At 49.3% G+C, this 18506-nt stretch carries 21 protein-coding genes; 12 read left to right on the top strand and 9 right to left on the bottom strand.

The features are described from left to right. Positions 1 to 8 precede the first annotated feature (8 nt). On the top strand, positions 9 to 446 hold the full coding sequence (locus M1D30_RS01350; protein ID WP_248505459.1) for a gliding motility lipoprotein GldH: 438 nt from the start codon (positions 9 to 11) through the stop codon (positions 444 to 446). Between the two features lie 3 nt (positions 447 to 449). On the opposite strand, the gene rodA is transcribed toward M1D30_RS01350, so the two are convergent. From rodA to M1D30_RS01320, 6 genes are read right to left on the bottom strand one after another with little or no spacing between them, the layout of a single operon-like run. Beyond that, a complete protein-coding gene (gene rodA, locus M1D30_RS01345) occupies positions 450 to 1919 on the bottom strand; it encodes a rod shape-determining protein RodA (protein ID WP_248505457.1) in 1470 nt (489 codons plus the stop codon). Further along, positions 1900 to 3750: a penicillin-binding protein 2 gene (mrdA, locus tag M1D30_RS01340; protein WP_248505455.1), complete on the bottom strand. Its 1851-nt coding sequence runs from the start codon at positions 3748 to 3750 to the stop codon at positions 1900 to 1902. Before mrdA ends, rodA begins: the two co-directional genes overlap by 20 nt. 8 nt (positions 3751 to 3758) lie before the next feature. After that, on the bottom strand, positions 3759 to 4256 hold the full coding sequence (gene mreD, locus M1D30_RS01335) for a rod shape-determining protein MreD (RefSeq protein WP_248505453.1): 498 nt from the start codon (positions 4254 to 4256) through the stop codon (positions 3759 to 3761). Between the two features lie 5 nt (positions 4257 to 4261). After that, entirely contained in the window at positions 4262 to 5131 is an 870-nt protein-coding gene (gene mreC / locus M1D30_RS01330; protein WP_248505451.1) for a rod shape-determining protein MreC, read from the bottom strand. Position 5132: 1 nt separating this feature from the next. Beyond that, complete coding sequence (locus M1D30_RS01325; RefSeq protein ID WP_248505449.1) at positions 5133 to 6155, bottom strand: rod shape-determining protein; 1023 nt, start codon at positions 6153 to 6155, stop codon at positions 5133 to 5135. A gap of 5 nt (positions 6156 to 6160) precedes the next feature. Continuing rightward, positions 6161 to 6754: an IMP cyclohydrolase gene (locus M1D30_RS01320; RefSeq protein ID WP_248505447.1), complete on the bottom strand. Its 594-nt coding sequence runs from the start codon at positions 6752 to 6754 to the stop codon at positions 6161 to 6163. A gap of 238 nt (positions 6755 to 6992) precedes the next feature. Between M1D30_RS01320 and M1D30_RS01315 the strand changes: the two genes are divergently transcribed. Genes M1D30_RS01315 through folK form a run of 6 tightly spaced genes read left to right on the top strand, consistent with a single transcriptional unit; the run spans position 6993 to position 11277 of the window. Next, a complete protein-coding gene (locus M1D30_RS01315; RefSeq protein WP_248505445.1) occupies positions 6993 to 7853 on the top strand; it encodes an ABC transporter permease in 861 nt (286 codons plus the stop codon). 14 nt (positions 7854 to 7867) lie between these two features. Further along, positions 7868 to 8089 carry a DUF3098 domain-containing protein gene (locus tag M1D30_RS01310; RefSeq protein WP_248505443.1) on the top strand — a complete coding sequence of 74 codons (222 nt, stop codon included), beginning with the start codon at positions 7868 to 7870 and terminating at the stop codon, positions 8087 to 8089. Between the two features lie 5 nt (positions 8090 to 8094). Further along, positions 8095 to 8895: an undecaprenyl-diphosphate phosphatase gene (locus M1D30_RS01305; protein WP_248505441.1), complete on the top strand. Its 801-nt coding sequence runs from the start codon at positions 8095 to 8097 to the stop codon at positions 8893 to 8895. Then, positions 8895 to 9596 carry a tRNA pseudouridine(55) synthase TruB gene (truB, locus tag M1D30_RS01300; RefSeq protein ID WP_248505439.1) on the top strand — a complete coding sequence of 234 codons (702 nt, stop codon included), beginning with the start codon at positions 8895 to 8897 and terminating at the stop codon, positions 9594 to 9596. Before M1D30_RS01305 ends, truB begins: the two co-directional genes overlap by 1 nt. Positions 9597 to 9611: 15 nt before the next feature. Further along, positions 9612 to 10754 (top strand): tRNA preQ1(34) S-adenosylmethionine ribosyltransferase-isomerase QueA, encoded by a 1143-nt coding sequence (gene queA / locus M1D30_RS01295; protein ID WP_248505437.1) that lies wholly within the window; start codon positions 9612 to 9614, stop codon positions 10752 to 10754. Positions 10755 to 10782: 28 nt separating this feature from the next. Beyond that, a complete protein-coding gene (folK, locus tag M1D30_RS01290; protein ID WP_248505436.1) occupies positions 10783 to 11277 on the top strand; it encodes a 2-amino-4-hydroxy-6-hydroxymethyldihydropteridine diphosphokinase in 495 nt (164 codons plus the stop codon). Here the strand turns inward: folK and rpsO are convergent. Continuing rightward, complete coding sequence (gene rpsO / locus M1D30_RS01285) at positions 11246 to 11515, bottom strand: 30S ribosomal protein S15 (RefSeq protein WP_248505435.1); 270 nt, start codon at positions 11513 to 11515, stop codon at positions 11246 to 11248. The genes folK and rpsO overlap by 32 nt on opposite strands. 168 nt (positions 11516 to 11683) lie before the next feature. On the opposite strand from rpsO, the gene M1D30_RS01280 reads away from it, so the two are divergent. Next, positions 11684 to 12460 (top strand): radical SAM protein, encoded by a 777-nt coding sequence (locus M1D30_RS01280; RefSeq protein WP_248505433.1) that lies wholly within the window; start codon positions 11684 to 11686, stop codon positions 12458 to 12460. 19 nt (positions 12461 to 12479) lie between these two features. Then, positions 12480 to 13370 (top strand): amidohydrolase family protein, encoded by an 891-nt coding sequence (locus M1D30_RS01275; protein ID WP_248505431.1) that lies wholly within the window; start codon positions 12480 to 12482, stop codon positions 13368 to 13370. Positions 13371 to 13410: 40 nt separating this feature from the next. Here the strand turns inward: M1D30_RS01275 and M1D30_RS01270 are convergent, their stop codons facing one another. Then, positions 13411 to 13908 carry an energy transducer TonB gene (locus tag M1D30_RS01270; RefSeq protein ID WP_248505429.1) on the bottom strand — a complete coding sequence of 166 codons (498 nt, stop codon included), beginning with the start codon at positions 13906 to 13908 and terminating at the stop codon, positions 13411 to 13413. 152 nt (positions 13909 to 14060) lie between these two features. Continuing rightward, positions 14061 to 14870: an LPXTG cell wall anchor domain-containing protein gene (locus M1D30_RS01265; protein WP_248505427.1), complete on the bottom strand. Its 810-nt coding sequence runs from the start codon at positions 14868 to 14870 to the stop codon at positions 14061 to 14063. Between the two features lie 211 nt (positions 14871 to 15081). Here M1D30_RS01265 and M1D30_RS01260 point away from each other — a divergent pair, with 211 nt between their 5' ends. From M1D30_RS01260 to M1D30_RS01250, 3 genes are all read left to right on the top strand, one after another. After that, on the top strand, positions 15082 to 15912 hold the full coding sequence (locus tag M1D30_RS01260; RefSeq protein WP_248505425.1) for an energy transducer TonB: 831 nt from the start codon (positions 15082 to 15084) through the stop codon (positions 15910 to 15912). Position 15913: 1 nt separating this feature from the next. Continuing rightward, positions 15914 to 16795, top strand: coding sequence for a DUF5030 domain-containing protein (locus M1D30_RS01255; RefSeq protein WP_248505423.1), 882 nt, complete (start codon positions 15914 to 15916; stop codon positions 16793 to 16795). 152 nt (positions 16796 to 16947) lie between these two features. Further along, on the top strand, positions 16948 to 18408 hold the full coding sequence (locus tag M1D30_RS01250) for a DUF5030 domain-containing protein (RefSeq protein WP_248505421.1): 1461 nt from the start codon (positions 16948 to 16950) through the stop codon (positions 18406 to 18408). Positions 18409 to 18506: the final 98 nt, after the last annotated feature.

Here is an 18506-nt window from a genome sequence, read left to right as displayed (position 1 = left end):
TGTATAGCATGATAGCGGTTGCACTGGTACTGACCAGTTGCAACCGCCATACTATTTACAGTCACTACGAGCCCGTGAACATTGACGGATGGGAACGTAGCGACACACTATGGTTCTGCGTGGGAGGCGATGCTGACAGCATCTTCAACGAACAGATGGGACTGCGCATCAACGGCAACTATCCCTTTAAGGACCTGTCGCTCATCGTTGAGCAGAGGTTGCTGAACGGCCCCATCGTGAAAGCCGACACCCTGAACTTGATGCTGGCCGACGAGGATGGCATCTTCCTGGGAAAAGGAGTGAGTCTTTTCCACTACGACATGGACCTGGGCACCATTGTTTTGCCCACGGCCGACACACTGCAGATAGCCGTGTTTCACAACATGAAACGCGAGGTGCTGCCAGGCATTGCCAGCATCGGAATAACACTTCAGAAAGAGCCTTAGTAATCAGGTTCTTATTCTATGGCGACCTGCATCAATACGCAGGAAAATAAAGAGGAGCAATGTGAAGCCCCACAACGACGAGCCGCCATAGGAGAAGAACGGCAAAGGAATACCAATAACGGGCGTCAGACCCAACACCATGCCTACATTGATAAAGACATGGAACAGGAATACGGACAGCACACAATAACCATAAATTCGGCCAAAGGCCTTGGGTTGTCGCTCGGCCAAATGGATGAGTCGCAGTATCAAGGCCAGGAATAGCAATAGCACACCTGCGGCTCCTACAAATCCTTCCTCCTCGCCAACCGTACAGAAGATGAAGTCGGTGTCCTGCTCAGGCACATACTTCAACTTGGTCTGCGTGCCATTCAGGAAACCCTTACCTTCCAGTCCGCCAGAGCCAATGGCAATCTCACTCTGATGCACATTATAACCAGCACCTTTCAGGTCTTCCTCCAAGCCCAGCAACACATTGATACGTGTGCGCTGATGAGGCTCTAGCACATGGTTCAGGGCATAGTCGGCCGAGTTGAAGAAGATAACCGATCCACCAGCAAAAAGTGCTATCCACAGATAGTTTCGCATGCGTTTATAGACAGAACGCCACAGCAGATAGCCCACAAGGAGGACACACATGGTGAGCTGCACCCAATAGAGGTCGAAGGGAATGACAAAGATGGTGAAGAGCAGGAACACGAGGGTGACACCCAGACAGGTGAACAGGCAATGCATGGCCTCGCGCCAGTTGTTACAGTAGACACCCAACATCACCGACAGACACAGTTGGATGAGCAGCATCACAACAAAATAGCCTATCGACGTAGGCGTATTAAATAAGGTGGGCTCGGCAAAACGGATGCCGATAACGAAATAGGCCACCATGATGACACCTGTGAACAGCACACTGCCCGTCATGCCCTCGCGATAGAGCATGAGGAAGAAGGCAAGATAGACCAGGGCAGAACCCGTCTCACGCTGCAACACGATGCAGAGCATGGGCACAAAGATGATGGCGAGGGTGATCATGAGGTCCTTGGCACGATGGATGTCGTAGCCATAGGTACCCATAAATTTGGCCAGCGCCAGAGCCGTGGCAAACTTCGCAAACTCAGCCGGCTGCAGGCGCAACGGTCCAAGGACCAGCCACGATCGCGAGCCTTTGATGCTATGGGGATTGAAGATGGTGGCAAAGAGCAGCAGGACCAGCAATCCAAAGAGGATATAGGCAAAGGTATCGTATAGTCGGTCGTCGAGCAACAGCAGCACCAGTCCCAGGAACAGCGATGTGCCAATCCACACAATCTGCATGCCAGAACGGGCCGAGAGCGAGAAGAGGTCGGTGTCGCCATAGGTATAGCTGGCACCACACACGCTGAACCAGCCAAACGAGAGCAAGGCCACGTAGATGATGATGGTCCACCAGTCGATGGAGCGAAGGATGCTTTGTTGCCTATCTGCTTGAAGTGCCATAGCTAATGCGTTTGTTTTGTATCTCGGCCGCCTTCGTCTTCGAAGCTTCCGATAGTTCCCCGTGAATATATTGTTCCATAATCAGGCCGCCAATGGGCACACCATAGGTGGCACCCCATCCGCCATTCTCCACATAGACGGCCACAGCAATCTTAGGGTTCTCCATAGGCGCAAAGCCCATGAACACAGAGTGGTCGTGACCACGGTTCTGGGCCGTACCTGTCTTACCACAAGCCATGAAGTCGTACTTGGCCAACTCACGACAGGTTCCGCCAAGGGCAGCAGCGCGCATGCCTTGTACCACCGTTTCGTAGGCCTCGCGCTTGGCCATGGTATAGCGACGGTTGGTATAGAGTGTGTCGAGCTTCTCGCCCTCAATCTTCTTCACCACATGGGGCGTGATGAACCAGCCACGGTTGGCAATAGTGGCACCCAGGTTGGCAATCTGCAGTGGCGTGGCGTTGACCTCGCCCTGACCGATAGAGATAGAGATAACGGTGAGTCCGTTCCATGAGCCTTTATAGGCCTTGTCGTAGAACTGCGCATTGGGAATCAGTCCGCGCTTCTCGCCTGGCAGGTCGATGCCCAGTCGATAGCCGAAGCCCATCGACACCATATAGTCGCGCCAGGTGTTCATAGCGTCCTGAACGGTCTTGTACTTCTGGCGATTGCCAATCATATGATAGAGTCCCCAGCAGAAATAGCCGTTGCACGAAGTGGAGATGGCAGGTACCAATGGCAGGGGCGAGCCATGACCATGACAGCCCACACGCAAGCCTTTGAACACAAAGCCATGGTAGCAGGGATAGGCGGTCTGGGGAGAGATGATACCCTCGGAAAGGAAGGTCAGGGCCTGTGTGGTCTTGAAGGTAGAACCTGGGGGATACTGACCCATGATGGAACGATTGAGCAGGGGTTTCCAGGTGTCCTGACTCAGCATGCGGTGACTCTTAGAGCGCTGGCGTCCCACCATCATACGTGGGTCGTAGTTGGGCGAGCTGGCCATGCAAAGCACTTCGCCTGTGGAGGGTTCGATGGCCACCACGGAGCCAATCTTTCCTTCGAGCAGTCGTTCAGCCAGAGCCTGCAACTTCAAGTCAAGCCCCAGCGTAAGGTTCTTGCCTGGCACAGGCGGACTGTCCAGTTCGCCATTCATATAACTGCCCTGAATGCGGCCATGAGCATCGCGCAACAGGATCTGCACGCCCTTTTCGCCACGCAGGTATTTTTCATACGAACGCTCCACGCCCAGTTTTCCAATGTAGTCGCCAGGCTGATAGTACTCATCTTCCTCGATATCCGAAGGCGACACCTCGGCCACATCGCCCAGCACATGAGCAGCATAGGGATGCTCGTACTGACGGATGCTTCGCTTCTGGGCATAGAAGCCAGGGAAACGGTACATCTTCTCCTGAAACACACTGAAGTCGTGGTCGGAGAGCTGGTTCATAAACATCTGTTGGGTGAAGCGCGAATAGCCTGGGTTCTTTGAACGGTCCTTGATATTGGCCATACGCTCATCGAACTCAGCACGGTCGATGTTCAAAGCGGCACACAGTTCCAGCGTATCAAGACGATCCTTGGCCTCGTTGACCACCACCATAATATCATAAGCCGGCTGGTTATAGACCAGCAACTCGCCATGGCGATCGGTGATCACGCCACGCGAGGGATATTCAATCTTCTTAAGGAAAGCATTGGAGTCGGCATTCTTCTTGTAGTCGTCACTCATCAACTGGAGAAAAAACAGACGCACGATATAGGTGACGACAATCAACACTGCCACGCCACCAATCACATATCGCCTATTTTCCAGTTCGTAATCTTTCACGCCAGCGACTACTTTCTAATGTTTTCAACCGTAAAGACAAGGATAAGTGTTAGCAGGGTGCTGCCCACGACACACCCCAGCCAATAGAGACCATTAAAGAAGCTGAAGAGATCAATGGTGAAGAATACCACACAATAAATAAGGATCATGAGTGTGGCCAGCGACATAAAATTACCCATACCCATGGCCGCAGCCGAGGCCTTCATATGGTCGTCGACATCGCGCGGCAGGAACAGCTCCAGCAGATAGGGTTGCAAGGCACCTATCAACGTCATGGAAGCAGCAGCCATGCCAGGCGTGTTTGAGAAGGCATCAACAATAACGCCCAATGAGAAACACCACAACAGGATGGCCCACTTGGGATAGTTGCGAGGGAAGATAATGGCGAAGTAAGCATACAACAACGGCGTGGCACAATGAAACAGCTGGATGCGGTTGAGCACCAGCACCTGTGCCAGACAGAGCACAATCATCACTGTCAGTCGTCGAAGAAAATCAAATAACATGGGCCTTAGTTCCTACTTCTTTGCAATGCCATCGAATCGAGGGCTGCCTCGTGCAGTCTTCTTCGGTCGGCAAAATCCTTTTCTGTTATCACACACACATCACGCAACCGTGAGAAATCGGTAGACAGATTTATCTTGAGTCTGTACGACAGGCCATCGGGCGAATCGGAGATTTCCATAATCTTACCAATCAGGATGCCCTTGGGGAATATGGACGAATAGCCACTTGTCTCGACCCACTCGCCCACCTTGAACTTGGCATGACGGGGTATGTCATCGACATAGGCGACAACAGGGTTGACACCATCCCATGTGACATAGCCGAAATAGCCTTTGTTACGGATGGCGCAACTGATGCGCGACCATTTGTTGAGCACAGGTATAACAATAGAATAGTGGGCGCTGGTCATATAGACAACGCCCACTATTCCAGTGCCACAGGCCACGCCCATGTCCACCTCGACACCATCCTCCGTACCACGGTCGATGGTGATCAGATTATCTGTCTTATCAATAGAGTTTGAGACCACCTTAGCCTGCACAAAGCTATATTTGCCAAGGTTGCCCATCATGGTCTGAAGCGACTGCACAGAATCCTCGTGTGCATCGGCCGCAGACTCTTTATAGGCCTTCAGCTGCTGCTCTAGAACAAGATTTCGATGTGTCAGCGCAGCATTCTGGTCGACCAACGAAAAGTACTGCTCAAGACCAGCCTGCCATTCATAGACCTTTCCCACAACCGCATTAGCCGACGAAATCCACACGCTGCCCTGATAGCTGTTGTATCTAAACAGCATCACACCACTGGCCACTTCCAGCAAAAGGAAGATGAACCAGTGGTAGTACTTGGTGAGAAATGCCAGCAGATTGTGCATTCTATCTCATCAGGAATGAGAAACGATCAACGTTCTTCAAAGCGATGCCTGCGCCCTTGGCTACTGAGTGCAAGGGGTCTTCGGGCACATGGAAAGGAATGTTGATCTTGTCTTCGAGACGCTTGTCGAGGCCACGCAGCAGAGCGCCGCCACCACTCAGGTAGATACCGTTGCGAACGATGTCGGCATACAACTCAGGAGGCGTATTCTCGAGTGCAGAAAGCACGGCGTTCTCAATCTTTGCAATGGTCTTGTCCAGACAATGAGCTATCTCCTGATAGCATACGGGCACCTCCATGGGCAGCGCCGTGATACGGTTAGGACCATGAACGATATAGTCCTCAGGGGCCTCGTCGCCCAGGTCGGTCAGAGCCGAACCCACAGCAATCTTGATACGCTCGGCCATACGCTCAGACACCTTGACATTGTGCTGGCGAGACATATACTCCTGGATATCAGCGGTAAGGTCGTCACCAGCCGTACGGATAGAGTTGTTCGACACGATACCACCCAACGAGATAACGGCAATCTCAGTTGAACCACCACCGATATCAACAATCATGTTACCCTCTGGGGCCTCAACATCGACGCCAATACCAATGGCAGCAGCCATAGGCTCGAAAATCAGATAGACATCACGTCCATCAGCATGCTCGGCTGAGTCGCGCACAGCACGAAGCTCCACCTCGGTAGAACCGCTGGGTACGCCAATCACCATGCGCAGTGAAGGCGAGAAGAAGTGACGGCCCGTGTGAACCATCTTAATCAGGCCGCGCATCATCTGTTCGCAGGCCGAGAAGTCAGCAATCACACCATCGCGCAAAGGACGGATAGTGCGAATATTGTCGTGTGTCTTTTCATACATCATCTTGGCCTGTTGTCCCACGGCAATCATCTTGTCCGTACGACGGTCGAGTGCAACGACCGAAGGCTCGTCTACCACGATCTTGTCATCACTGATGATAATCGTGTTTGCTGTGCCAAGGTCCATGGCCAGCTCTTGTCTGAAACTAAAAAATCCCATTCTAATTATTTTGTAAACCAACTGTGAATAGCAGTATCATAATGACTGCTGACACCAAAGGCACGGGCTGCGAACATCTTACGGTCCTCAATATCGGTCTGAGCACCCTTCTTGTTCAGAATATCAAGCAGCACACTGTACTCTGCCTTCGAAGGAACGATAACCACGTCCTTGAAGTTCTTAGCACCAGCACGAATCAGAGAAATACCGCCAATATCAATCTTCTCAATGATATCAGCCTCGTTAGCACCACTGGCAACAGTCTGCTCAAAGGGATAAAGGTCAACGATAACCAGGTCGATCTCAGGAATCTCGTACTGAGCCATCTGCTCGCGGTCGCCCTCATTATCGCGACGACCCAGGATTCCTCCGAACACTTTAGGATGCAGTGTCTTCACACGACCACCCAGGATAGACGGATAGGTCGTTACATCCTCAACCTTCTGACACTCATAGCCTTGCTCCTCAATGAACTTCTGCGTACCACCTGTAGACAGGAAGCGAACGCCCTCCTCATTAAGCTTCTTCAACAACTCGTCCAACCCATCTTTGTGGAACACCGAAATCAATGCTGTTTTGATCTTTCTAACTTCAGCCATACCTATTTTTATATAACGTTATATGTTTGAGGGTGCAAAGGTACAAAATTATTCGTTATTAGCCATTCTTTAACCCCAATTATTTTCGTTTGGCACCTATTTTTTTGCGATGCATCGCCAAGGACTGCAAATAATTCTTAAAACGTTTTGCAATTCACCCATTTTATAGTACCTTTGCAGAATTATTTTACGAATTTGCCTTTATAGGCTCATTTTTCAAATGAGAAAAAGAAAAAACATGAATAAGCGCAGACACCGTCTGCAAATGGTGACACTCTGCATCAGTGCAACGATGGTTCTGGTATTATTAGGCTTGGTGGTCCTCTCTGTGCTCACTGCCAACAACCTCCAGAAAAGCCTGCGTGAGAACATTGAGATAAGTGTGATTTTGGGCGACACGGTGTCTGTAAAAGATGGAACCGTACTGGGTTCGTATATCAAGACAAAACCCTATGCCCGCGAAGTGGTTTACATCAGTAGCGAAGAGGCACTGAAGACTGCCAAGAGCGAGATGGGCATCGACCCCACCGAGTTTGCGGGATGCAACCCCTTCTCGGCTGAGCTGACCGTAAAGTTGGAAGCTGACTATGCCAACACCGACTCGCTGCAGAAGATTGCCGACACACTGCGCAAGAACAACAAGGTGGTTGATGTGGCTTACACAAAGGACGAGATAGAGGGCATGAACCGCATACTGGAGCCCATCAGCATCGCGCTGCTTATCCTTTCGGCCCTGCTCATCTTCATCTGCTACACACTAATCAGCAACTCGGTGCAGCTGAGCATCTACTCTCGACGTTTCATCATCCACACCATGAAGTTGGTTGGTGCCTCATGGGGATTCATCCGTAAACCTTTCCTCAAGCAGGCCATCATCGTGGGACTGATATCGGCAACGCTGACCTGCATTCTGCTGGGGGCTATCATCTACGGACTACTGCCCTACATGCCGCACGTTCAGGAGATTATGACATGGCACGAGCTGGCGTTCACTGCCGCCTGTGTCTTCATCTTCGGCTTTGTGATTATGGTGCTGTGCACCTACCTTTCGGTGAACAAATTCCTGCGCATGACAGCAGGTGAACTGTATAAGATTTAAGCTTTAACAAACATATGGACAAGAATAATTTTGCATTCGGAAGAACAAACTTCATCCTGTTGGCAATAGGCATGGCCATCGTTGTCATCGGATTTATACTCATGGCCGGCGGCGGTTCTAGTCAGGAAGCCTACAACCCTGAGATTTTCAGTGCCCGTCGTATCAAAGTGGCTCCACTGGTGTGCCTCTTTGGCTTCGTTTCAATGATCTATGCCGTTGTGCACAAAAGTAAGTAATAAGCATGGATTGGTTACAAGCATTGATCCTGGGCATCATCCAGGGATTAACAGAATATCTGCCTGTGAGCAGCAGCGGTCACCTGGAGATTGGCAATGCCATCCTGGGGGTGGAATTGGAAGAGAACCTGACCTTTGACGTGATGCTGCACGTGGCTACCGTGCTGTCAACGCTGGTCATCCTGTGGAGCGAGATCGACTGGATCACCAGAGGACTGTTTAAGTTTCAGATGAACAACGAGACGAAGTACTTCCTCAACATCGTGGTATCCATGATTCCCGTGGGTATCGTTGGCGTGCTGTTCAAAGACCAGATTGAGGCGCTCTTCACAGGCAACCTGCTGCTGGTGGGCTGCTGTCTGATGGTGACAGCCACCCTACTCATCTTTACCTATTTCGCCAAGCCACGCCAGAAGGAGAACATCTCATGGAAAGACGCCTTCATCATCGGCATTGCTCAGGCCATCGCTGTATTGCCTGGTGTATCACGCTCGGGCAGCACCATTGCAACGGGTCTTCTGCTGGGAAGCAAGAAAGAGAAACTGGCTCAGTTCTCGTTCCTCATGGTCATCCCTCCCATTCTGGGACAGGCTTTACTGTCTGTCATGAAGTTCGTGAAGGGAGAAGAGGCCTTTGGCGGTGTTGACGCCCTGCCCATGGCAGTTGGTTTCATTGCCGCCTTCATCAGCGGCTGTTTTGCCTGCAAATGGATGATTAACATCGTGAAGAAGGGCAAGCTCGTTTATTTCGGCATCTACTGCGCTATCGTGGGTCTGATTGCCATCACCTATAGCCTGCTCAGTTAATGAACTTTCACGAAGGAGAATTTATATACATCAACAAGCCCTATCGGATGTCATCATTCGGTGCGCTGGCCTATGTCCGCACCCGTCTGTCGAAAGCACTTCGCGTCAAGCGACTGAAGACTGGACACGCAGGTACACTCGACCCGCTGGCCACAGGTGTGCTGATCCTCTGCACAGGTAAGGCCACCAAGCGCATTGAATCGCTGCAATATGCCTCGAAGGAATATACCGCCACCCTGCAACTGGGCGCCACAACACCCAGCTACGATATGGAGCACACGGTGAACATGACCTATCCCACACGCCACGTCACGCGTGAGTTGATAGAGCAAACCCTGCCTAAGTTCCTGGGCGAGATACAGCAGGTGCCACCCGAATATTCGGCCTGCAGCATTGGGGGCGACCGCGCCTACAAGTTGGCTCGCAGAGGCGAGAAGGTGGAACTGAAACCCAAGACGCTGCGCATCGACGAGATAGAGTTGACCAACTTCGACCCCACCACCATGCAAATGAGCATTCGTGTGGTTTGCGGCAAGGGCACTTATATCCGCGCTTTGGCTCGCGACATTGGCGAAGCCCTGGGAAGTGGAGCTTTCCTCACCGCCCTCTGCAGGACACGCCTGGGCGATGTGCGCATAGAAGATTGCCTGACGCTGGACGAGTTTCCAGAATGGCTCAGCAAACAAGAAATAGAATCCTAATTTATAGAACGATATATGAAACTATCGCAATTCAAATTCAAACTCCCCGAGGACCTGGTAGCCCTCTATCCACCTCATCGTACTTTCGAGAACGAGGACGGCACCGTTGACCGCGTATACAACCGCGACCAGTGCAAGCTTATGGTGGTTCACCGCAAGAGTCAGAAGATTGAGATCTTCAAAAAGGACGCTGAGGGCAACGACACGGAGGAGTACATGACTTTCCGTAATCTAGTTGACTACTTTGATGAAGGAGACACCTTCATCTTTAACGACACCAAGGTATTCCCCGCACGCCTCTATGGCACCAAGGAGAAGACCGACGCGAAGATTGAGGTATTCCTGCTGCGCGAGCTCAACGAGGAGTTGCGCCTGTGGGATGTACTGGTAGAGCCTGCCCGCAAGATTCGTATCGGCAACAAACTATTCTTCGACGGCGATGGACCTATGGTGGCCGAGGTCATTGACAACACAACGTCGCGTGGTCGCACGCTGCGTTTCCTCTACGACTGCCCTCACGATGAGTTCAAGCGCGAACTCTTCGCACTGGGTTCAGCTCCCCTGCCCCGTTATATCGTTGACCGCCGCGATGCTGAGCCTGACGACATGGAGCAGTTCCAGACCATCTTCGCCAAGAACGAGGGTGCCGTTACAGCCCCTGCCACTGGTTTGCACTTCAGTCGCGAGCTGATGAAGATGATGGAGATCCGTGGTTATCAGAACGCCTATATCACCATTCACTGCAGTCTGGGCTCTTTCGATCCTATCGAGGTGGAAGACCTGACAAAGCACAAGATGAACTCTGAGCAAATCATCATTCCTGAGGAGGCATGCAAGATGGTGAACGAGGCTAAGCAGGCTGGTCACAGAATCTGTGCTGTGGGTATCAGCACCATCCGCGCCACCGAGAGCGCCGTAGGTACCGATGGTATGCTGAAGGAGTTTGACGGATGGACCAACAAGTTCATCTTCCCTCCCTACGAGTTTGGTCTGGCCAATGCCGCCATCACCAACTTCTATCATCCTGAGTCAACCATGATGATGGCAACGGCTGCCTTTGCCGGCTATGAACTGACCATCGAGGCCTATAAGTTGGCCCTGAAACATAAGTTCAAGTTTGGCTGCTATGGCGATGCCATGCTGATTGTGGACGATTGATTAAGCGTTGAAAATTGAAAATTGAGAGTTGAAAGTTGATAGCTTGCATCAGGTGTATCTGGGACTTGGCTCTAATCTGGGAGACAAGGAAGAGAACATACGCAAAGCCATCAACCTGATAAACGAGCAGATTGGCACCGTGGTGCGCCAGTCTGCTCTTTTTTATTCCGAACCCTGGGGCTTTGAGTCTGAAAATCAGTTCGTCAATGCCGCCATCTGCATCAGCACCACCCTCACACCTCATGAGGTATTAAAGGCCAACCAGCGCATTGAGAAGCAACTGGGCAAGACCGAGGAGCATGCTACCGATCGCGGACTCCAGACATCAGACAACAGCCATCAGCCATCAGCCATCACTTACCACGACCGTCCTATCGATATCGACATTCTGCTCTACGACGATCTGCATATTGACGAGCCGGAACTAAAAATCCCCCATCCGCTGATGCAGATGAGGGACTTTGTGATGATTCCTCTTCGTGAAATCTGGATTACTTACGCAGACCCAGAGCCTTCACGATAGCACGATAACGATTGATATCGTTTACGTAGAGATACTTCAGCAACTTACGACGACGACCTACCATCTTGGTCAGAGAACGAGCGGTAGCATTGTCCTTGTGATTCTTCTTCAGGTGCTCCGTCAGGTGCTTGATACGATAGGTGAACAGTGCGATCTGGCTCTCTGCGCTACCAGTATCAGTAGCACCCTTGCCAAACTCAGTGAAGATCTCTACCTTCTTTGCTTGATTGAGATACATAATTGTTTGTTTTGATTAATAATTTGTTGCCTAAACATTCTTCCCATGTCTGTCGCCTTAATCACAACGAGTCAACATCGTCGAATGCATCGGATTTTCCGAAAAGCGGGTGCAAAGGTACGCAATTTATTTGGAATTTACAAATTTTTTGAGTACTTTTGCATGCGTATGTCAACAATTATCTATCCATCGCCCATCTTTGGGCCCGTACATAGTCGCCGTTTAGGCATCTCCCTCGGCATCAACCTGTTACCTGCCGATGGTAAGGTTTGTTCCTTCGACTGCATCTATTGTGAATGCGGTTTCAACGAGGACCATCGCCCCAAGAAACCGATGCCCACACGCGAGGAGGTGGCCAAGAAGTTGGAAGAGAAACTGCAGCAGATGAAAGCCGAGGGTCAGTTGCCCGATGTACTCACGTTTGCCGGCAATGGCGAGCCCACATGTCATCCACATTTTGCCGAGATTATCGACGACACCATCCGTCTGCGCAACCAGTATTGTCCGCAGGCCAAGGTATCCGTTCTCAGCAACTCCACGATGATTCACCGTCAGCAAGTGCACGATGCTTTGATGCGCGTGGACAACAACATCCTGAAACTCGACACCGTGGATCCTATATATATAAATAAGGTGGACCACCCTGCAGGCACCTATGATGTCAACGTCATCATCGAACGCATGAAAGCCTTCAACGGACACATCATCATTCAGACCATGTTTATGCGTGGCGAGTGCAAGGGCGAGAGTGTCGACAATACCAGCGAGGCCTTCGTTGCACCTTGGCTGAAGGCCGTCGAAGCCATCAAGCCTCAGCAGGTGATGGTCTATACCATTGACCGCGAGACGCCAGCACAGGGTCTGTTGAAGGCCACCCACGAGCAGCTCGATGGTATTCGCGACCGCGTTATCGCCTTGGGCATCCCCTGCTCAGCCAGTTACTAACACTACAAAACATACCCTTATGGAAAAACTTATCATCGATGCCCACTCGCATCTCTGGCTTCGCCAGGATACCGTCGTCGACGGCCAACCCATTCGTACCCTTGAAAACGGTCGCAGTCTCTTCTTTGGTGAGGAGGTGCAGATGTTACCTCCGTTTATGATTGACGGCAAGAACACGGCCGAGGTGTTTCTCTCGAACATGAACTATGCCCAAGTGGCAGGTGCCGTGGTGGTGCAGGAGGTCATCGACGGCTGTCAGAACGACTATCTGACACAGGTGCAGAAGCAATACCCCAACCGTTTCTTCTGCATGGGTATGGCCTGGACCAAGGACGAGGCGCAGGCCGTCATCGATGCAGGTCTGAAAGGCATTGCCTTCCCTGGCCATCGCATGCACGAACCACTGCAGACGCTGATGCCCATCTTCAAGTTGATGGAGGAAAAGGGCATGGTGCTCTCGATGTGCTTGGGCGATAACGAAAAGCAGATAGCCCAGATGGCAGAGGTTATCCAGGAGTGCCCCAACCTGAAGGTGGCTATCGGACATTTCGGCATGGTGACCACCCCATCGTTCAAGAGTCAGGTGCTACTGGCTCGCCAGAGTAAGAACGTAATGATTGAGAGTGGTGGCATCACCTGGCTCTATAACGCTGAGTTCTACCCCTACCCCTCAGCCATCCGCAGCATTCGTGAGGCTGCCGATTGGGTGGGCATGGACCGTCTGATGTGGGGTTCCGACTATCCACGCACCATCACCGCCATCACCTATAAGATGTCGTACGACTTCGTGGAGAAGAGTAATGAACTCACAGCAGAAGAGAAGGCTCTATTCTTGGGCAAGAACGCCCAGCAGTTCTATGGTTTCCACGACCTGCCCTCACTGCCCTACGTCAAAAACATGTCGGAATAAGACGTCATAACAACAAAAAAAAAGAATAGCCGCTGAAAAGTCAGCGGCTATTCTTTTTAGGGTCAATCACATATCGAATAGAATCCGATTTATGATTATCCAGTTTAAAATTTATGGGAATCGTGTATTTGATTCTCTTCAGCTCCGTTTTGCCTTTACTCATCATCCCACCAGGCTTCCACTTTGGCATAGACTTGACGATGCGAACAGCCTCATTATTCAGTAAGGAGTCAACGGGTTTCACCACCTTGACATCAGAGATACTGCCATCTGTCTCTATGCAGAAGCGCACGATTACTCGACCTTGTACACCTTTCTTCTTTGCTTCTATGGGATATCTCAGATTCTTCTTAATATAGTCCAGCAAAGCTCCATCTCCACCAGGGAACTGGGGCATAATCTCACCATAGTCACAATCCCATATCTTAGCACTCACAGAGTCTTGAGCACTATTCTTTGTAGGCGTGTTCTGGGCATTTGCTGACGGCAAGCACATCAGCAACATCATTGTAAGTACGAATAGATTTTGATGTTTCATATCCATTTAGGCTTTTAGTTATTAACCATGCTGCAAAGGTAATCGATTTGGTCTTTCCATCCAAATATTCAGGACGAAATGATTAAACAACGAGTAAACAGATACTTAACAAAAAGTCGTAACCAATTTATTTCCAGTCATTTGTCTCATTATTACAACTCCTGTAGCAGTTGATCAAACTCCTGAGGCTTACCTATAACATGAAACACATTGCTTAATAATTGCTTGCGACGCGAATACAAATTCTGCAGCGTGATGTCCAGGAACACAGCAATCTCTGAAGGCGAGAAGTGCAAGCGAATGAGCATACAGATGCGATAATCGGCATCCTTCATATTGCGACCTGGGTCAACCTTCTTTCTGAAGTCAGGCAAATACTCGTCAACCATCGCCTCAAGAGAAACCCAGTCCTCCTTCGTGATACTTTTCTGAGGGTGTTTACTCAAATCCTTGAAACGGAGATAAGCTTCAGTCTCCATCATCTTTTCATCGACAGACGTCTCCTCTGGCATGACTTCTTGTGGCAAGCTTACTTCAACCTTTTCAGCCTTTTTCCTCCTCAGCAACAACACGCCACCAGCGCTCAAGATGACGAATCCACCAATCAGAAAAAGATAAAGATGTGTTGAGTCAGAAGACTGTTCTTGTAGCATACCAACTTGACGTTTTACTCTAGTTAGCAGACGTCTATCACAATCGGCAGCAGTGGTGTCGGCACAGGCTGCTGCCTTTTGAAGCTCTTCCAAAGCCTGCGGTATCTCGTTCATATCGACATATGTACGAGCCAAAATATAGTGAGCCAGCATGCGTTCGTTGGGCGTACCACGTCCATCGAAATAATCACAAAGACCGATGGCCAACGTGTCATTGGTCATCAGACTCTCTTCCTGATTCTGTTGGTCTTTGCAGCCCTGTAGGACAAGACAAAGGAATATACCGATTATGGTGAGTAATCTGTGCACGGTGCAAAGGTAAGCAAAAAATCCGACATACTCAATAATCACTTCGTTTTTTATTATTTTTTTATCCGTAACAGCCCTTTGTTTATTCCTTGTTTATTCCCTGTTTACTCGTTGTTTAATCATTTCGTCTTGGATGTTTGGCTGATAAAGACAAAACATATAATTTTGCAGCGTGGTTATCAACTAAAAGCCAAAGACAATGAAAACAAGAATGAAAACGATGTTGATGAGTCTACTGATATGCTCAGCTTGTTGTGCTCAGCATGTCAAGCTAAGGCCATCTTTTCCTGGAGGCTATAAAGCCTTGCAGGAATTCATAGAGAAAGAAAAGAAACACCCCGATGAAGCCTTAAAGAAAAGAGAGGCAGGAGCTGTTTACGTTGTTTTTACCGTCGACACACTTGGTAATATTGTTCGTCCTAGGGTCGCTACCAGTGTCTCACCTTCGTTAGACAGAGAGGCACTACGCATCGTTAGAAAAATGCCCAAATGGATTCCCGCAAAGGAAGGGAATAAAAAGATCAACATGGATTTCACCGTAATCATCAGGTTCTACGCACCACCAGATCCTGATGAGATTATTTTTAAGTTAGATTGCGGCCTTCCTAAGGAGCTAGAGGCGCCCGCTGACATCAATAAAATCTACGATGTTGTTGACACTTATCCGTCTTTCCAGGGTGACCTGATGACATATTTATATAATGAAACGCGTTATCCCGCCATTGCAGAAGGAACGGGTGCAGGAGGACGTGCTATCGTGACTTTTGTCGTGGAGAGAGACGGCTCTATCAGCCACATCAAGATAGCCAGATCATTGGCCTCCAGATTCGCCATTCCCATCATAGACAGCATGACTGCCGAATACCGCCAGAAGGCAAAGGCTCACAATAGAGCACTTCAGGCCATGGACGAGGAAGCTGTTCGCGTGATCAAAGCCATGCCAAAATGGAATCCTGGCAAATACCATGATACAGTTGTTCGTGTATCGTTTGTGCTCGACGTACCCTTTAAGCCCCACATGAATTCACATAACACCAAATAACATGAAACGATTAAAACTATCAGCAACTTTAATTGCATTGCTGTTTGCGCAAAATGCTTTCTGTCAGCAGGAATTTCCTGATTATGAGGATCTCTGGAGGGAGTACAAGAGCAAGATAGACAAGAATTTCCTGTCTTGCAGTTGGAAGTTTAATAAAGAGGTGAGTCTCGAAGAAATGAAGGAGGCATTCTATAAGAACAAGAACGCAAAAGACAAGAAGATTCATTATGAGGACTTCCTCGTGATAAAGCCGGAACTCCATCCAGACGACATCTACGTGAGAGTATATCCCTCACTGAAGGACCATCCAGCGAAACAGGTTGTCGAAGGTGAGGAAATCACATTAAGTAATCCAAAATGGTATATGGGATTCATCGTGTCGCCAAGGGCTTACTTTGAGGTATATAATAATGGGAAAAGGACAGCTTATGCTCCCTATGCCACATATTCTGATTTCTTTGCGTATGCTGCCTATAAGCCAATCCTTCGTCTTGACGGACCTTACGATTGGTATAACAACACTAGATATGGCGCCCGCCTGATAGGTACATTGCATTCCTTAGGGACAGACGAGCATTGGTGGCTGAAAGAAGAAAAGCAATTTTCCGTATTGCTCTATAAAAAGAAGGACGAGGAGAAAGTGCAAGACTATCAAGGAATCCATACACGCCTCCGTCGCGTGTATTATTCACTGGAGCTTCTTGAACCTGGCAACCCAGACAAAGAGACACAAAAACTGTTTGACGATCTGAAGAGATTTGTTGAAGAACTCCCACTTGGTACCTTCGCACCTTATTTTACCTCAGACACGCGTGTGATGACAGGTCGTTACTATCGTGTGACAGTCAATAAATGCGGTTGGCTGATAGAGGATTATCTATAAAAGAGCGTGATGGGTTTGCTCCGTTTGTGTAAAAATTGTTAAAAAGGGAACAAGGAAGTATAATGTCTGTTTTTTTTTATTATATTTGCATCGTTGTTATCAACAAAGTACTCATAAACAATAATAACCCATATCATTAAAATTAAAAAACAATGAACAACAATGCTAAACTAATCGCCATGTCTCTGGCATTACTCTCTGCATCAACAGTATTCGGTCAGAAGATACTGAGGATGGAGGACGACCCCCTGTTACTCAACTATTTTGGCAATCAATGGGCTGAGTATGAAAAGAAAGAGATAGACAACAATCTCTTCAAGGTCAGCAATCACTATTTCCGCGACACCGTCAGCGTAGAGGAAATGAAAGAGGCCTTCTATAAATATAAGGACGTGAAAAAGGACGATAGGCCATCACCTTACGATGGTTTCGAGGTGTTTGTTCCAAGTCTTAATCGTTCTGACAAATACGCCGTAATTTCTTCACCGCTGGAAACCCGCCCAGCAAAGAGCAAGAAGCAGAAAAAGGAGGTAAAAGAGAATAAAAACCGCGAGGTACTGATGCTGCGTAAGCCACGTTGGTATATGGGCTTTGTTGTTTCTGCCGATGCCCGCCTAAGGGTCTATGATGATGGAAAAATGACAAGCGAGGCTCCTCATGCCGACTATCCCGATTTCTTCTCTTATGCATCATACAATCCTTTCATCCAACTCGACGGTTCGCATAATTGGGCCGAGAAGATTAACTATGGCACTAAACTGATGGCAGCCTTCCACGGACTGACCTCAACAAGCAACAGCGACAGCGGTTACGACAGCAAGGAGAGAGTGTTCTCTGTCTTGTTATACACGAAAGATGCTGGCACGTCCTATACATTGGAACTCCTAGAGCCCCAAATCGCCGACCCCAAGACCAGGATGTTGTTCCGCGACTTGAAGCGATTCGTTGAACGTATACCCAGTAAGACCTACGCTCCCCTTTTCACTGCTGACAAGCGTCTGATGACAGGTCGCTATTATCGAGTGACGGCCAACAAACAGGGATGGCAGATAAAAGACTATATGAACATCACACCCCCCGAGGTACTGGAGCCTGGCACCGTGAACAACCTTTTTATTATCAACGGTCAGGTGCTCGACAAAGAGCCTGACAACTTTAGCAGTTCATATGGTTGGGCCGTTTATTTCAGTAAGCACCAGCAATCCATGCGTACATTGAAATGGGTTTATCCCTACCAAGTAGAGGAGAAACAGACATATGAAGAGAAATATGGTGTGAAAGTCAAAGGCACGATTACCGACTGCACCACTGTGCCCGATACGCTCTGTGATGCTTATATCGAGCAGCATCCTGAGTTGAAGCAGACATATCGCCATGTGGAAGGCGTCGTTCTCGACTTGGACGGCAAACCACTTTACGAAGCCATAGTACATGCGAAAGGTCAACGCTCAAAGTGCACCGTTACCGATTCCACTGGCCATTTCTCGTTCTGGTTGCCTCGCACCTACACCATGCTTGAGGCCTATTATGAGGAATACGGCCTTATGGGAACATTGAAAAACACAGACACCACTATTACCGACTCTTCCATCACCATCCAGATGCGCAAGTAACAAACAGAATAAGAACAAAAAACGGGGCCTTGGAAACAAATCCAAGGCCCCGAAATCATATTAGTTATTTAACTCCCAACAAGTGGAGCCTGCGAAAC

It is taken from the genome of Prevotella sp. E15-22 (assembly GCF_023204875.1).
In the GTDB taxonomy this organism is placed as follows: domain Bacteria; phylum Bacteroidota; class Bacteroidia; order Bacteroidales; family Bacteroidaceae; genus Prevotella.
Note: the sequence above shows the minus strand (reverse complement) of the source record. Positions and strands in the feature narration are given on the sequence as shown.

What these genes read in the sequence shown, in the direction of transcription:
- M1D30_RS01350 (WP_248505459.1), top strand. Translation starts at nt 9, where the DNA reads ATGATAGCGGTTGCACTGGTACTGACCAGTTGCAACCGCCATACTATT.
- rodA (WP_248505457.1), bottom strand. Translation starts at nt 1,919, where the DNA reads ATGGCACTTCAAGCAGATAGGCAACAAAGCATCCTTCGCTCCATCGAC.
- mreD (WP_248505453.1), bottom strand. Translation starts at nt 4,256, where the DNA reads ATGTTATTTGATTTTCTTCGACGACTGACAGTGATGATTGTGCTCTGT.
- mreC (WP_248505451.1), bottom strand. Translation starts at nt 5,131, where the DNA reads ATGCACAATCTGCTGGCATTTCTCACCAAGTACTACCACTGGTTCATC.
- M1D30_RS01325 (WP_248505449.1), bottom strand. Translation starts at nt 6,155, where the DNA reads ATGGGATTTTTTAGTTTCAGACAAGAGCTGGCCATGGACCTTGGCACA.
- M1D30_RS01320 (WP_248505447.1), bottom strand. Translation starts at nt 6,754, where the DNA reads ATGGCTGAAGTTAGAAAGATCAAAACAGCATTGATTTCGGTGTTCCAC.
- M1D30_RS01315 (WP_248505445.1), top strand. Translation starts at nt 6,993, where the DNA reads ATGAATAAGCGCAGACACCGTCTGCAAATGGTGACACTCTGCATCAGT.
- M1D30_RS01310 (WP_248505443.1), top strand. Translation starts at nt 7,868, where the DNA reads ATGGACAAGAATAATTTTGCATTCGGAAGAACAAACTTCATCCTGTTG.
- M1D30_RS01305 (WP_248505441.1), top strand. Translation starts at nt 8,095, where the DNA reads ATGGATTGGTTACAAGCATTGATCCTGGGCATCATCCAGGGATTAACA.
- truB (WP_248505439.1), top strand. Translation starts at nt 8,895, where the DNA reads ATGAACTTTCACGAAGGAGAATTTATATACATCAACAAGCCCTATCGG.
- queA (WP_248505437.1), top strand. Translation starts at nt 9,612, where the DNA reads ATGAAACTATCGCAATTCAAATTCAAACTCCCCGAGGACCTGGTAGCC.
- rpsO (WP_248505435.1), bottom strand. Translation starts at nt 11,515, where the DNA reads ATGTATCTCAATCAAGCAAAGAAGGTAGAGATCTTCACTGAGTTTGGC.
- M1D30_RS01280 (WP_248505433.1), top strand. Translation starts at nt 11,684, where the DNA reads ATGTCAACAATTATCTATCCATCGCCCATCTTTGGGCCCGTACATAGT.
- M1D30_RS01275 (WP_248505431.1), top strand. Translation starts at nt 12,480, where the DNA reads ATGGAAAAACTTATCATCGATGCCCACTCGCATCTCTGGCTTCGCCAG.
- M1D30_RS01270 (WP_248505429.1), bottom strand. Translation starts at nt 13,908, where the DNA reads ATGAAACATCAAAATCTATTCGTACTTACAATGATGTTGCTGATGTGC.
- M1D30_RS01260 (WP_248505425.1), top strand. Translation starts at nt 15,082, where the DNA reads ATGAAAACGATGTTGATGAGTCTACTGATATGCTCAGCTTGTTGTGCT.
- M1D30_RS01255 (WP_248505423.1), top strand. Translation starts at nt 15,914, where the DNA reads ATGAAACGATTAAAACTATCAGCAACTTTAATTGCATTGCTGTTTGCG.
- M1D30_RS01250 (WP_248505421.1), top strand. Translation starts at nt 16,948, where the DNA reads ATGAACAACAATGCTAAACTAATCGCCATGTCTCTGGCATTACTCTCT.